The 14,074-nt window shown below is 60.2% G+C and carries 8 protein-coding genes and 1 tRNA gene; 4 read left to right on the forward strand and 5 right to left on the reverse strand.

The annotated features are described in order from the left end of the window. Nucleotides 1-34: 34 nt before the first annotated feature. The 3 genes from ACP0KA_RS14030 to ACP0KA_RS14040 form a co-directional block, all read right to left on the reverse strand. A complete protein-coding gene (locus ACP0KA_RS14030; protein ID WP_424631599.1) occupies nucleotides 35-1,672 on the reverse strand; it encodes an ABC transporter permease in 1,638 nt (545 codons plus the stop codon). 156 nt (nucleotides 1,673-1,828) lie between these two features. Further along, nucleotides 1,829-2,854 (reverse strand): Fe(3+) ABC transporter substrate-binding protein, encoded by a 1,026-nt coding sequence (locus ACP0KA_RS14035; protein ID WP_424629373.1) that lies wholly within the window; start codon nucleotides 2,852-2,854, stop codon nucleotides 1,829-1,831. Between the two features lie 306 nt (nucleotides 2,855-3,160). Next, nucleotides 3,161-6,703, reverse strand: a complete 3,543-nt coding sequence (locus tag ACP0KA_RS14040) for a PAS domain-containing protein (protein ID WP_424629374.1) — start codon at nucleotides 6,701-6,703, stop codon at nucleotides 3,161-3,163. Between the two features lie 348 nt (nucleotides 6,704-7,051). On the opposite strand from ACP0KA_RS14040, the gene ACP0KA_RS14045 reads away from it, so the two are divergent. The 3 genes from ACP0KA_RS14045 (at nucleotide 7,052) to ACP0KA_RS14055 (ending at nucleotide 8,306) form a co-directional block, all read left to right on the forward strand. Next, nucleotides 7,052-7,423 (forward strand): phasin family protein, encoded by a 372-nt coding sequence (locus ACP0KA_RS14045; protein ID WP_424629375.1) that lies wholly within the window; start codon nucleotides 7,052-7,054, stop codon nucleotides 7,421-7,423. A 206-nt stretch (nucleotides 7,424-7,629) separates the two neighbouring features. Next, nucleotides 7,630-8,058 carry a phasin gene (locus ACP0KA_RS14050; protein ID WP_424629376.1) on the forward strand — a complete coding sequence of 143 codons (429 nt, stop codon included), beginning with the start codon at nucleotides 7,630-7,632 and terminating at the stop codon, nucleotides 8,056-8,058. A 171-nt stretch (nucleotides 8,059-8,229) separates the two neighbouring features. After that, nucleotides 8,230-8,306 (forward strand) — tRNA-His (locus ACP0KA_RS14055). Between the two features lie 45 nt (nucleotides 8,307-8,351). Here the strand turns inward: ACP0KA_RS14055 and ACP0KA_RS14060 are convergent. Then, complete coding sequence (locus ACP0KA_RS14060; protein WP_424629377.1) at nucleotides 8,352-10,763, reverse strand: bifunctional diguanylate cyclase/phosphodiesterase; 2,412 nt, start codon at nucleotides 10,761-10,763, stop codon at nucleotides 8,352-8,354. Nucleotides 10,764-11,028: 265 nt separating this feature from the next. Further along, on the reverse strand, nucleotides 11,029-11,304 hold the full coding sequence (locus ACP0KA_RS14065) for a metal-sensitive transcriptional regulator (RefSeq protein ID WP_424629378.1): 276 nt from the start codon (nucleotides 11,302-11,304) through the stop codon (nucleotides 11,029-11,031). Nucleotides 11,305-11,433: 129 nt separating this feature from the next. Here ACP0KA_RS14065 and ACP0KA_RS14070 point away from each other — a divergent pair, with 129 nt between their 5' ends. Beyond that, entirely contained in the window at nucleotides 11,434-13,782 is a 2,349-nt protein-coding gene (locus ACP0KA_RS14070) for a heavy metal translocating P-type ATPase (protein ID WP_424631600.1), read from the forward strand. Nucleotides 13,783-14,074: the final 292 nt, after the last annotated feature.

Below are 14,074 nucleotides of genomic sequence, written 5' to 3' on the forward strand. Positions count from 1 at the left end.
CCTGATAGTGGTCATCGACGACATCAGCAGAGTTTCAAACCGGTCCTTTCGGCATATCGGAAAACCGCGTCAGCCACGCAACGGGACCGATGCTCGCCGCGACGATAAGGAGTGCGGCAAACGCGCCTTCCTCGAAACTGCCGCGGCTGGCGTACTGGTAGATGGACGTTGAAAGTGTTTCGACATTCATCGGCCGCAACAACAGTGTTGCCGGTAATTCCTTGAGGCAATCGACAAACACAATGATGACAGCACCGAGCATAGCGGGTTGCAACAGCGGAATGTGGATTTTGCGCATGGACGTGATTTGCCCGGCGCCGACGCTGCGCGCGCTGTCGTCATAATCCAAGGGGATGCGCTCGAAGCCGGCCTTGATGAAGCCGGTCGGCACCGCCAGAAACCGGATCACGTAGGCGCTCACGACGGCGGCACCAGAGCCCATTAAGACAAGGCCGGGCAGCGAGCCCCCGATCCAGCCGGCAAGGGCATTCAATCCATTGTCGATGGCGAGCAGCGGTGTCAGCAGGCCGAGTGCCAGCACGAGTCCGGGCAGGGCGTAACCCATCTGCACAATATTCACCGATACGGATTTCCAGGCCTGCGGTTGCCAGCGATTGGCCAGGATCGTGGCCAGGCCGAGAAGTAGAGCAATCAGTGTGGCGAGTGTGGCGAATGCCACCGAACTGAAAGCGTCGCGCCACACCGTGCCCGCGTCATTCGCGAACGATCCGCGGCGCGCACTCTGATGAAGCAGAAACAACAGCGGGACAACGAAGCCAATCAATACAGGAATGAAGCATGCGATGGCGGCCAACCAGCCTCGTGCACCTGACAGGTGTGTCCGCGTTGTCAGCCTTGGGCTTTCCGAAGAAAATTCGTTATTGGCATAGCGCCGCCCATAACGTTCCAGTGCGATCAAGCCAGAAACGATTACCAGCGCGAAACAGGAGAGTTGCGCCGCGCCCGCAAGGCTGCCGCGATTGAGCCAAGTGTTGAAAATCGACACGGTGAGGGTACGGACGCCGAGATATTCGCTGGCACCGATATCGTTGAGCGTCTCAAGCGCCACGAGCGCAAGGCCGACAGCGAGGGCTGGACGCGCCATTGGCAACGACACACGCCAGAAAATACTCCAGCGGCCAGCTCCCAGGGTTTGGGCGGCCTCGGAGAATTCCGCGCTCTGCAGTTGAAACATCGCGCGCGCCGACAGATAGACGTAGGGATAAAGCACGAGGGCGATGATGAGGATTGCTCCGGGCAGCGAGCGCAGGTTGGGCAGAGCGGCAACGGCATCCTGAACAGGGAGCCACAGGGTCAGCATGCGATGCACGACACCCAGCGGCTCGAACATGTCGACGTAGACATAAGCCGCGATGTAGGTCGGGATCGCGAGCGGTAGCGGCATCAGCCAAAGCAACAAGCTGCGTCCCGGAAATTCATGCAGCGAGATCAGCCACGCGGTGCCTGCACCGATCACGAGCGTGACCACTCCGACGCCGAGGAGCAGCAGCGCCGTGTCGCGCAGCGCGAACGGCAAGACATAGGCGAGAAGGTGCCCCCATAAATCGGGCGCCGGCTGCAGCGCCAGGACCACGATGGCAATCACCGGTGTCGCGACGAGCAAGGCTGCGAACAGAGTCAGCGAATAGACAACCGGCTCTGAAACTTGCATGGACGCCGCGCGCGGGCGTTTTGGTCCTGTGCCGAGAGAAGCATCTGCGGACGACGCACTCTTCGCTTCCCGCTTTCTATCGGCTTTGCCCTGCACGCGGGGAAGCGTGAAGAATGAGAATGCATCGCCCATCGCAACACCCGGACGATCGCGCGGTCAGTTGTCGAAGCCGACCTTGTCCACCAGCGTCGAGGCGGCCTTGCGGCTCGCTGCAATCTTCGCAATGGGCAGGGTGTCGGCATTCAGCTTGCCGTAACCCGCGATGGTCGGATTGACGCTGACGCCGGCGCGGACGGGATATTCGTAATTGGCATCTGCGTAAAGCTGCTGCGCCTTTTCGCTCGCCAGCCATTCGATCAATTTGACGCCATTGGCTCTGTTGGGTGCGTTCTTGGCCAGTAAGACGCCGGACAGGTTCACATGCGTGCCGTCGCCCGCGAATGTGGGAAGGATGACGCGCGTGGCTTCCGCCCAGGACTTCTTGTCGGGATCATTGTTCATCATCAGCGCCCAATAATAGGTGTTGCCGATGCCGAGATCGCATTTTCCTGCCGCGACGTCGCGTGCGGTTTCGCGGTCGCCGCCGGAGGGCTTTTGCGCGAGATTGGCTTTCAGGCCGCGCAGCCATTCCTCTGCTTTCGCTTCGCCATGGCGCGCGACATAGGCTGCGAACAATGCATTGTTATAGATGTGCTGACCGGAGCGAATGCAGATCTTGCCTTTCCACTTCGGGTCTGCGAGGTCTTCGTATGTGATGGTGTCCTGTTTCACGCGATCCTTCGAGGCATAGATCACGCGCGCGCGCATGGAGATGCCGGCCCAATGACCGTCGGGATCGCGATATTGCGCAGGGACAATCTTGTCGATGACATCGGATTTGATCGGCTGAGTGACGCCTGCCTGAACGGCCTCATCGATGCGGCCGATATCCACCGTCAGCAGCACATCGGCGGGACTGTTTGCGCCCTCGGCCTTCATGCGCTGCTCAAGGCCGGAACTCGCCGACACGACGTTGACCTTGATGCCGCTGTCTTTCGTGAATGCGTCGAAGAGCGGCTGGATCAGTTTGGTTTCGCGATACGTATAGACATTCACCTCGCCGGAATCAGCGACGGCGGATGTGGTCAAGACTGTTGCTGATGCAATGGCCGCTGCGGCCGCGAGAACGCGAATACGGGACATGATGAAGCTCCGGCAACGTTGACGAGCAGCGCTATGCAGTCTTGCAGTTGCGCATGGTGCTAGTGTCCTGAATCCAAAGTTCGCCTCAGCGTACAGTGCGCTCTGTAGCGAACTTTGGATTCGAGAGGACACTAGTAATTTTAGAATCCTAGTGTGGTTTAGGTTCAGAAGTTCGCTAGAAGGACTCGCGGGAAAGATCGAGCGAACTTCTGAACCACCACACTAGGTGTCTAACGCAGCCGGGCTTGCACGCTCCCGCGACGCAGTGTCGCGAAAGCGTCGATTTAGAGCGATTCCAGGGAAGCGTTACGCGATCGCACTCGCGTGGGAAAACACGACTTCGATCAACGTGCCGGAATGAGGCGCGGTCTTGATGTAGAATTTCGCACGATTGGCTTCAACGAGGGCCTTTGTCAGCGAAAGGCTCATCGTGGAATTATCGGTCGTCTCGTCCATCGCGAGCGGCGTGCGGAACGGCGCCATCGCCGCGGCGATTTCGCTGTCGTTGAGCCCAGGACCGGTGTCGCGAACACGCAGAACGATGTCGCCGAAATCGGTGGTGGCGGTGGAGACGATGACCTGCCCGCCGGCATTGGCAAGATGGATCGAACTTCCGATGAGGTTGAGCGCGATCTGGCGCAGCGCGCGCGCGTCGGCTTTCACAGGAGGAAGCGCGTGCGCGAGTGATGTGCGGATGATGATCCGCTCGCGGTTGGCCTGCGGCTGCATGACCCCGACGCATTGCTCGACCAGGCTGTTCAGATCCTGATTGGTGAACGACAGCTCCATCTTGCCGGATTCGATCCGTGACAGGTCGAGCAGATCGTCGATGATCGTCATCACGCGCTGGCCGGAGGCGCGGATGTCTTTCATGTATTCGACATAACGGTCGTTGCCGAGCGCGCCGAAACGCTCCTCGATCATGACGTCGGCAAAGCCGATGATGGCGTTCAGCGGCGTGCGGACCTCGTGGCTGATCTTGCTCAGGATGTCCGATTTCGCACTGGCAGACCGCTCGACCTGCCGGCGCGCTTGCACCAGTTCGCCTTCGTTTTTCTTCACCTGCGACAGGTCGCGGAAGATGACGAAAAAGCGTGCGCCGTCCGACCGTGTCCGCCCCATCGTGATCGACAGCGGAATGATGCCGCCGTCGCGCACGCGGCCGAGCACATCGCGGCCATGGTCGAGCAGGCTCGCAACACTCGTCCCTTTGACGCTCTCAAGATAATCCAGCACCCCGCGCTGGCTTTCCGGCGCGAACAGATCAATCAGGTTGAGCGACGTCATCTGGTCGTCGTCGCGGCCGAACAAGGCTTCGGCGCTGCGGTTGCAGGAGACGACGCGGCCCAGACCATCGAACATCACGATGCCTTCGGCTGTGGTATCGAGGATTGTGCTCAACTCCTCCGCCAGCGTGGAATCGTCGTTCGGCAAAGCTGCAGCAGGTTCGGCGATTGGCGCGCTTGGCTCGACATGCGTGCTGGAGAACATCAATGCATGCGCAGGTTCGCCGTCCCAGGAAATCGCGAACAACGTCGCGTCCGCGGGCCTTCCACTGTTCTTCGCGGCGGAGATGACCACTGCCGTCCCGCTCTCCGTGGAATTGCCGGTCGCCGGTGCGCCGGGTTCGACGAACAGCGCGTCGAGGCCGCCGGCTTCGCTGAGCGCGTGCAGGCTGTCGTAACCGGTCGCATTGAGAAATGCGCGATTGCAATACATCAGCCGATCCAGCCGATAGACCAGAACGCCGACCGGAAGCCGATCGAGGAATTGGGAATCCTGCGTCGCATTTGCCCGTGGTGGCGGCGCCTGCGGCTGCAGGAATGATGCGAGGGAAGATTCCGCCGCAGCTTCAGGCGGGGCTTCAGCCTGAACCGGAATCTCGGGTGTTTGCGGGAGCGCAGGCTCGACCACATCAGCCGGTTCGCTGGCGCCTTCAAGCCGTGCGGATAAGCGTCGGGCGAGTTCGTCGAATGCGTTGCTCTCGCCCGGCGTGAGTGTCGGCATCTTCGGGTCGGTAGGGGACCGGAACGGCAAAACGTTCTTGGGTGTTTCGTCCACGGCTGAATCCGGTTCTGTCTGTGACGGTGGTTCGGTTGTATTCACGACGGAAAATGGCGTGTCCGCGGCTGGCGGGGCATCCGGCGCTAAGGCGTCCGGTTTCGGAGGCGAAACGGCCTGCGGCTCCGGGGAGTATAGCACGTCATCGCGCCGTTGCGCGGCCAGCCGTGCCAATCCTTCCAGGTCGCGGCAGACGCCAAATCCGCGATAGCCTACGAAATTGCGCTCGCGGTCGTAGAGCGGCAGGCCGGAAAGCTCGACCGGCAGGCGTGTCCCGATGCCGTCCGCCGGACAGTGCACAACGATGCCGCTCCAGGTGTCATGCGTGGCAACCGCTGCCGCCACACGTCCTTCCGGATCGAGGCCGAGAACGTCAACGATCTCGCGCCACGGTCGCCCGAAAACGGCGGCGGTGTGCGCCCCGATCAGACGCGTGAATTCGTCGGAGCCGAGTGAAAAGCGGCCCTCCTGATCCATCTGCCACATAAACCGCAAGGGATGTCTCCGAGGGTGCACAACCGGCGGGATGTCTATCTGCGACAACGTTGCCGAGACATGACTCATATCCACGGCTGGAGGCTCGAGTGCGTGATGCGACGTGTCCGGCGGCGTAGTCTGTGTCGCGACGACAGGATCTTCCACTTCGCGGCTTGATGCTTCAGCAGCAGGCGCATCCGTTTCGGAGCTTTCAACAGCGATGACATCGGCCGCTGGGTCATCCGTTGCAATCACGCTGGCCGGTTCGTGCTCAACACCCGGTCCTTCGGAAGCAGGGTGGGCGACAAATAGCGGCGTGTCGTCGGCAGCGGACAGTTCGGCTCCAGCATGAAATTCGGCTGCCGCCTGTTCGTTGGCCGTGGCCGTAGAACCTTCCGGATCGGGCGCGGGAGCTTGATCGATATGAACATGATCTGCCGGCGGCTCGCAGATCACCGCCGGGCTTTCGTCCGGACGTGAGACGATAGCAGGTTGTGTTGCCTCGTCAGCAATCGCAGACGCGGCTTCAATCGGTGCTTCGGCCTGTTCAGTGACCTTGGTTGTCGTGTCTGAGGTGCGCTGCTGTTCGCCTCCAGAAACAAGGTGAGCAGTTGGAATCATCACCGGAGGCGATGCTCGTGATTGTGTCTGCGGCACGATCACGGCATCGATCGCCGCGATCAAGGCGGTCTCGGCACCGCTTCCTACGCGATGGACAGCGACGCGGCCGAAATCCATTTGCAACAGAGATTGCCCGTCAGCGATCGCCGCTTCGCGGGCTTGATCGAGACCCTCGTCGGACAAATCGTTGAGCAGAGACGTAAAGTTTTTGGCGGCTTCGTTTGCACCGGCAAACTTACCGTCCAGCGTGAATGCCATTGCAGGCTTCGAAACGCTGTCGATCAGGTGGGCAAGGCGCGCGTTCAATGGCATCGATCGTCCGGCGGATTCGATCGCCACGACGAGGACGCCGGTGACGCCATCGGCCAGTGTCAGCCGCGCACAAGCACATGTCAGCAACTGGCCGAGCGGCGCGCCGAACCCGCGCAGCCGTTCAAGCCTAGTCGCGCCGGTCGGTGAAAGCCGGGCGGCGAGTTGGGTCACCTGCCGCCGATGCTGGTCTGCCGGCCCGATCGTCCTCGCGGCAAGCTCCGCCGAGTTCTCCGCTCGGAAGACTTGAGCGGCCACAGGATTTGCCCACAGCACGCGCGTGCCATTCGTCGCCCAGAACCATGCGGGCAGGCTGCCGGTCGCGTGAATTGCCAAACGCGGATCGCGGACCCCGTGCAGTTGAAAACTCGCATCACTCATTCTGGAACGACCCGGAGACGGGCTCTTTACTCGCTTTCATGATGCCGACCACCGGCCACGGCCGGATCGGACAGGGTTAACAAATCATTAGTATGGCCTGACTTGCCGGAGGTCCACGGTCCGCGGCGACGTTGCCATTGCTAACCGGTGATAACCTTAATTCGTTCGGAATGCTGAACCTTCATGCACATCCCCGCGTTGAGGGGTGTTGCAAATGAAATTCAAAGGCTCACGATGGCCAAGGATTGCGTTGCGTCATATCCGCGATGCGGCTCGGCAATAAGATAGAGAAATAGGGACACGGGGCCGCCTGAAGGCCACCGGTTTTGAGAGCAGGGAGGGTGGACCATGGAGACCAATCGTTTCGAGATTCCGAAGGAAATGCGCTCGATGGCGGAAGCCAGCTTCGAGCAGGCCCGCAAGGCATTCGAGACCTTCATTGGCAGTGCCCAGCAGACCGCGGAGACGTTTGGCGGTAAAAGCGACGCTGCCCGCACCAGCGCCAAGGACATCAGTGCCAAGGCCATCGCCTTTGCAGAGAAGAATGTGCAGGCCTCGCTGACTTACGCACAGCAGCTGATCCACGCCAAGGACCTGACCGAGGTCATGCGCCTTCATACCGAATATGTGCAGGCCCAGATGCGGGCCCTGGCCGAGCAGGCCAGTGAGATGGGCCAGACCGTCACCCGCGCCGCCATGGACGCGACAAAACCCAAATAATGGCAACAGGTTAACGCCCGTTAACTGTTTTGGTGAACCCGGCAACCAGCCGGGTTCCGCGGCGCAATATTTATTGCGGCGCACAAGTCCACTGATATACTCCCTCGATATGCTGGACCCGATGGGCACCCCGGCAGCCCATCGCGACGGTGATTTGTTGCCTCCTGTTGGGTCACGGTTCTGAGTTCAACGAGAGGAATATCTCCATGAGTGCGAACGACCCGTTTTCCACCGTCGTCCCGTTCCAGGTCCCGGAGCAGGTTCGCGCCTTCGCCGAGAAGGGCGTCTCCCAAGCCCGTGAGGGCTACCAGAAGCTCAAGGAAGCTGCAGAAACCAACAACGGTGCCATCGAGGCCGCTTATACCTCGGCCACCAAGGGCGCCGGCGACTTCACCGCGAAGGTGATCGAAATCGCCAAGACCAACACCGAATCCGCTTTTGATTTTGCGCAGGCGCTGCTGGGCGTGAAGTCGCTGCCGGAGGCGTTCGAGCTGGTGAACAGCCACGCACGCAAGCAGTTCGAGACCTTGACCGCGCAGTCCAAGGATCTCGCCGACATCACCCAGAAAGTTGCCACCGACACCGTTGAGCCGATCAAGGCCGGCGCTGCCAAGGCGTTCAAGACGGTTGCCTGATCAGCAATCTTTTCCACAGCAATACAGAGCCCGGATTTTTTGATCCGGGCTTTTGTTTGGGCCATCAGCGGTCTTGCCAAAGCCGGGCATTGCACCTAGTTTCCGGCCCATTCGAGCGTCCCTGTTGAAGGCACGCCGGGCCGGGCCGAAGCGTCCCGCCCGACCGAGAATGCAGTTGTAGCTCAGCTGGTTAGAGCGCCGGATTGTGGATCCGGAGGTCGGTGGTTCGATCCCACCCAACTGTACCACTCCTCCCCATCATGTCCGGAGCTGTACGCTAGGCTGACTTGCGCCTACGCCGACTTGGCCTGAAGAACGTGCTCCACGTGATCCGCTTCGATGTCGGTATCTTCGCCGTGCGTCACTGCACGGAATTTGCCGATCGCCGCAGGGCGGCCCACCAGATAGCCCTGGACCTCGTTGCAAAGCTCCGCCTGCAGAAACTCCAGCTCTGCCGGCGTCTCGACGCCTTCCGCAAGAACGGGCAAGCCGAGTCCGCGTCCGAGGCCGAGCACCGCCCGCACGATAGTGGCGGCCTGCTCGTTGTTGTTGACCGACTTGATGAATGAGCCGTCGATCTTGATCTTGTCGAACGGGAAGGCACGCAGATTCGAGAGCGACGAATATCCCGTGCCGAAATCGTCCATGGCGATGTGTACGCCGAGCGCCTTGATGCGACGCAAGGTCGTGAGCGCGCGGTTGAGATCGCGGATCAGCGCGGTTTCAGTGATTTCCAGTTCCAGCCTGCCCGGCGCGAGGCCGGTTTCGAGGAGGACTTCATGCACCAATTGCACGAAGTGTTCATTGTAGATCTGCACGGCTGAAACATTGACCGCGATCGTCAGGGGCTGTGACCAGCTCGCCGCCTGTTTGCAGGCTTCGCGCAGCACCCATTCGCCGATGCCGAGAATGGCTCCGGATTCTTCCGCGATGGGGATGAACACCACGGGCGAAATCCAACCGCGGCTGCGGTGCTTCCATCGCAGCAGCGCCTCGAAGCCGACAACACCCTTGGTTTCGATATCTTCCTGCGGTTGATAGACGAGCGAGAACTCGCCCTGGGCAACGGCCTGGCGCAGATCATGCTCGAGCATTCTGCGATCGCGCACGGCGGCTCCCATTCCCGCTTCGAAGAAGCGATAGGTGGCGCGGCCTTCGGTTTTGGCGCGGTAGAGCGCAGTGTCCGCGTGATTCAGCAGAGTTTCCCGATCGCTCGCATCGTCGGGGCAGATGGCGATGCCGATGCTGCACGAGATGACATCGTTCTCCGAGCCGTCCCCTTCGGGCTTCAGGGTGTCGAGGATGCTTTCGGCAAGCCTGCCGGCGGCTGTCGGGCTGGTCAGCCCGGGAATAAGAACCGCGAACTCGTCACCGCCGAGACGCGCCACCATGCATGTGGAGTCGAGTATCTTCGTCACGCGGGACGCAACGTGTTGCAACACCTTGTCACCGGCCGCATGGCCGAACAAGTCGTTGACCTCCTTGAACCTGTCGAGATCGAAGCAAAGCACGGCGAGCTTCTGACCGCTCTGCAGCGCGGTTGCGATATCTTGATCAAGCCGCGCATGAAAGTTTGCGCGATTGGGAATCGAGGTCAGCGCATCATGGTGCGCGAGATAGAGAATATGCTGTTCGGCTTCCTTGCGCGCCTGAAGGTTACGGACGGCGATCACGTGATGTGTGCGTCCGGCGAAATCAATGGACCGCAGGATCAATTCGACCGGGATTGTCGTGCCGTCGATGTGCCGGAGGTCCGCTTCCACAGGCTGGTCTAGATTGGCAAACAGCTTTGCGCGGACACTTTCGTCGGGCACATGGTCTTCGAGTTTCGTGCCGACCAGTTTCTCCGAGGATGATCCGACGAGCTGTGCGAAGCTGGTGTTGACGGTGACAGCGACATCATCGTCGCAAACCAGCAGCCCTTCGACCGCAGCGTTGGCTAGCCCGCGCATCCGGTCGGCTTCAAGCAGAGCACGGCGCTGTTCGCGAATATCCAACGCAACGCCGGCGAGTGACAACAGGATGATGGTGAAGCTCGCAATGGCAACGCCGACGGCAAGCCATGCGCCCGGCAAGGCAGCCTGTGAGATCTTGATGTTGGGATCCGGGATAATCGCAACCGCTCCCATGGCGGTAAAGTGATGGCTGCAGATCGCGAGAGTGAGCAACAACGCGCCGGCGATTTTCCATTTGTCACCCTGTTTGTGAAGTCCCACAGGCAGGGCGACCGCACCGATCAATGTGCCAAGGAGGATGGACACGGCGACGAGCGTTGGATCCCAGATGATGATGCCTTCAATCTCGAAAGCCGCCATTCCGAGGTAGTGCATCGTGGCGATGCCGCCACCGACAATGGCGCCACCAAGCCATGGGCCAAGCTGCCACTTCGGACTCATCGCCAGGGCGAGCCCTGCGCAGGTCAGCAATATTGCCGCGGCGAGCGACAACAAAGTGAGCGCAATATTGTAGCCGGTCGGAAGTCCGGGGGAGAAAGCCAGCATGGCGATGAAATGGGTGGCCCAGATGCCGAAGCCGGTTGAGATCGCGGATACGGTCAACCAGACGCCGCGCATGTGACCGCTCGATGCACGAGCGTGCCGGAGCAGGTTGATTGCAGCGAGCGAGGCCAGTGTGCAGATGACGGCAGCAAGACCAACGAGCCACAGGTCGTGAGCTGTGGCGATACAATTATAGACTTTCAACATCCGGCAGTCCGCAACACGAGTACAAAAATGTTATCGTGCGATAACTACGTACTATTGCGTAAGAAGGCGTAAATCCATCAGCTTCGCGAAAACCGTCATGCGTGCCAAAACAGAGCGCTCGATCACGACGCCGCGTCTGCTTCCGAAACGGAACACCTTGAAACAAGTGTGATTTCGAATGGTCGATAAATTTTTAAGGATTTATCGCGGCATTGGAATGCTAACGCGCAATAAACCATGGGACATGGAACATGCTTCGCGCTGATTAACGATCAACGCGACTAACCACATCCATCAGCTCCGCGATCTTGCGGCGCTGGTCAGCCTTGTCGCCGGATGTGATGGCGTGCTCGACGCAATGCGCGACGTGATCACGCAGGATTTCTTCCTCGACACGGCGCAACGCCGTTCGCGCTGCGGCGATCTGCGTGACGATATCGATGCAGTAGCGATCATCCTCAACCATTCCCGCGAGCCCGCGAACCTGGCCTTCGATCCGTTTCAGCCTTTTCAGGCACGATGACTTGATTTCCTGTCGCATGAAGATCTATATACCCCCATAGGGTATATGATGCAAGCAAGGAATTGACCGGTGAGATCGACCAAAGAAGACGGCGGAGAGAGCAGTTGCTACGGTGGTCACGGCGATCATCACCATGCGGCCAACGCCATGCACCATCACGCGCACCATGCAGACAAGCCGGGTCACGCCGGCTGCAATCATCACGGGACCGTGCGTGTTCTCGATCCGGTGTGCGGCATGACTGTCGATCCCGCCACGGCGAAACATCGCTTCGCGTATAAGGGGCAAGACTACTTCTTCTGTTCGGGCCGCTGCCGCGAACGCTTCGAGGCCGAGCCCGAAAAATTCCTGCAGCCGAAGTCTGCAATTCCAGTAGAGGAGGTGCCGGAAGGTACGATCTACACCTGCCCGATGCATCCCGAGGTAAAGCAAGTCGGCCCCGGCAGTTGCCCGATTTGCGGCATGGCGCTCGAGCCGGAAACTATTTCCCTCGATGACAAGCCCGATCCTGAACTGATCGACATGACGCGGCGATTTTGGATCGCATTGGCATTGACCTTGCCGGTGTTCGTCATCGACATGACGTCGCACTTCGGCGGCATTCACCTGTTGCCACCACAGATGTCCAACTGGCTGTCATTTGCGCTGGCGACGCCGGTGGTGCTGTGGGCGGGCTGGCCATTCTTCGAACGGGGTTGGCGCTCGCTGATGACGCGTAACCTCAACATGTTTACGCTGATCGCTATGGGGACGGGCGTCGCCTACGTCTACAGCGTCGTGGCTACCCTAGCGCCGCAGGTTTTCCCGCAAGCATTCCGCGATATGCACGGCACGGTCGCGGTTTATTTCGAGGCTGCGGCCGTGATTACGGTTCTTGTGTTGCTGGGACAGGTGCTTGAACTTCGTGCGAGAGCGCGAACGTCAGGAGCGATCCGTGCATTGCTCGGGCTCGCACCGAAGACCGCTCGACGGATCGGAAAGGCTGGTGATGAGGATATCGCCATCGATCTCATTGCCGTCGGAGACCTGTTGCGTGTTCGACCCGGCGAAAAGATCCCGGTCGATGGTGTGGTCACGGAGGGAACCTCACTGGTGGATGAATCGCTTGTGACTGGCGAGGCGATGCCGGTGAAGAAGAGTGTGGACGCGCACGTTATCGGTGGGACCGTCAACCAGAATGGCGGCTTGGTGATGCGCGCGGACAAGGTCGGTCGCGACACGATGCTGGCACGCATTGTTGACATGGTTGGAAAGGCGCAGCGGTCGCGCGCGCCGGTGCAACGTCTTGCCGATCAGGTCGCGGGCTGGTTTGTTCCTCTGGTGCTCGCGGTCGCGGTTCTCGCCTTCACGGCGTGGGCCACGTTCGGTCCTGAACCGCGCTTGACCTTCGCGTTGATTGCAGCGGTCACCGTACTGATTATTGCCTGCCCTTGTGCGCTGGGTTTGGCGACGCCGATGTCGATCATGGTCGGGGTCGGCCGTGGTGCGCGTTCGGGTATCCTGATCCGCGATGCGGAGTCGCTCGAACGGATGGAGCGCGTTGACACGCTGGTCATCGACAAGACCGGCACGCTCACGGAGGGCAAGCCGCGAGTTGTGGCGGTCGCTCCGACAGCGGATTTCAACGAAGACGAACTTTTGCGGCTGGCGGCAAGTGTCGAGCGCGCCAGCGAGCATCCATTGGCATTTGCCATCCTCAACGCGGCTGCAGAACGCAAGCTCGTCCTGAGCGACGTGCGCGATTTCTCCTCACCCGCGGGGAAGGGGGCAGCAGGATCAATCGATGGAAAATCGGTGGTGCTCGGCAATGATATGATCATGCAGCAATCGAATATCGATACGGCATCGTTGATGGCGTCCGCGCAACAGCATCGCGAGAGCGGCGCGACCGCGATCTTTGTCGCCATTGACGGTATTGCGGCGGGTATCATCGCGATCGCCGATCCCGTGAAGGCGAGCGCGCATCAGGCGCTGAAGGCGCTGCGATCCGATGGATTGCGGATCGTGATGTTGACCGGTGACAACGCCGTCACTGCGCGGGCGGTGGCGAATGCGCTCGACATTCGTGAGGTCGAAGCCGATGTGTTGCCCGAACGCAAGAGTGACGTTGTTGTCCGGCTGCGCGGCGAGGGACGTGTTGTTGCGATGGTGGGAGATGGCATCAACGATGCACCGGCTCTCGCTGCCGCGGACGTCGGTATCGCGATGGGTGGCGGTACGGACGTAGCGATTGAAAGCGCTGGTATCACGCTGTTGCGTGGCGACCTGATGGGACTGGTGGAAGCACGCAGCCTCTCGACAGCCACAATGCGCAACATCCGGCAAAATCTGACATTCGCATTTGTCTATAATGCCGCGGGAATACCGGTGGCGGCTGGTGTGCTTTATCCAATCTTCGGTCTCTTGCTGTCGCCGATGGTTGGTGCTGCAGCCATGGCACTGTCTTCCGTGAGTGTTATCGCGAATGCATTGCGCTTGGCGCGCGTACGTCTCTAGTGCGGTGGATCTGACGTTCGTATCGGCACTTACCGCTGGTGCGTCATACGAACGTCAGATCCAAAACCGCACGACATTCATATTGTTGCTGGACGAACGTCAGAATTGCCACGCTCGTAACACGACTGACACATGCAGAGATGCGAATAGAAAAAAAGCCGGGCACAAGGCCCGGCTTATTTAGTTTTTGGCCACGTGAGGCCGACACAATCACCTTCCAAGAGGGATAACTGAGTTCCCGCGCCGCTGGAGGAGGGGGACAAAGTGCGGGCGAGCCCTCAGCATGCAAACA

It is taken from the genome of Bradyrhizobium sp. SYSU BS000235, from assembly GCF_049747295.1.
Classification (GTDB): domain Bacteria; phylum Pseudomonadota; class Alphaproteobacteria; order Rhizobiales; family Xanthobacteraceae; genus Afipia.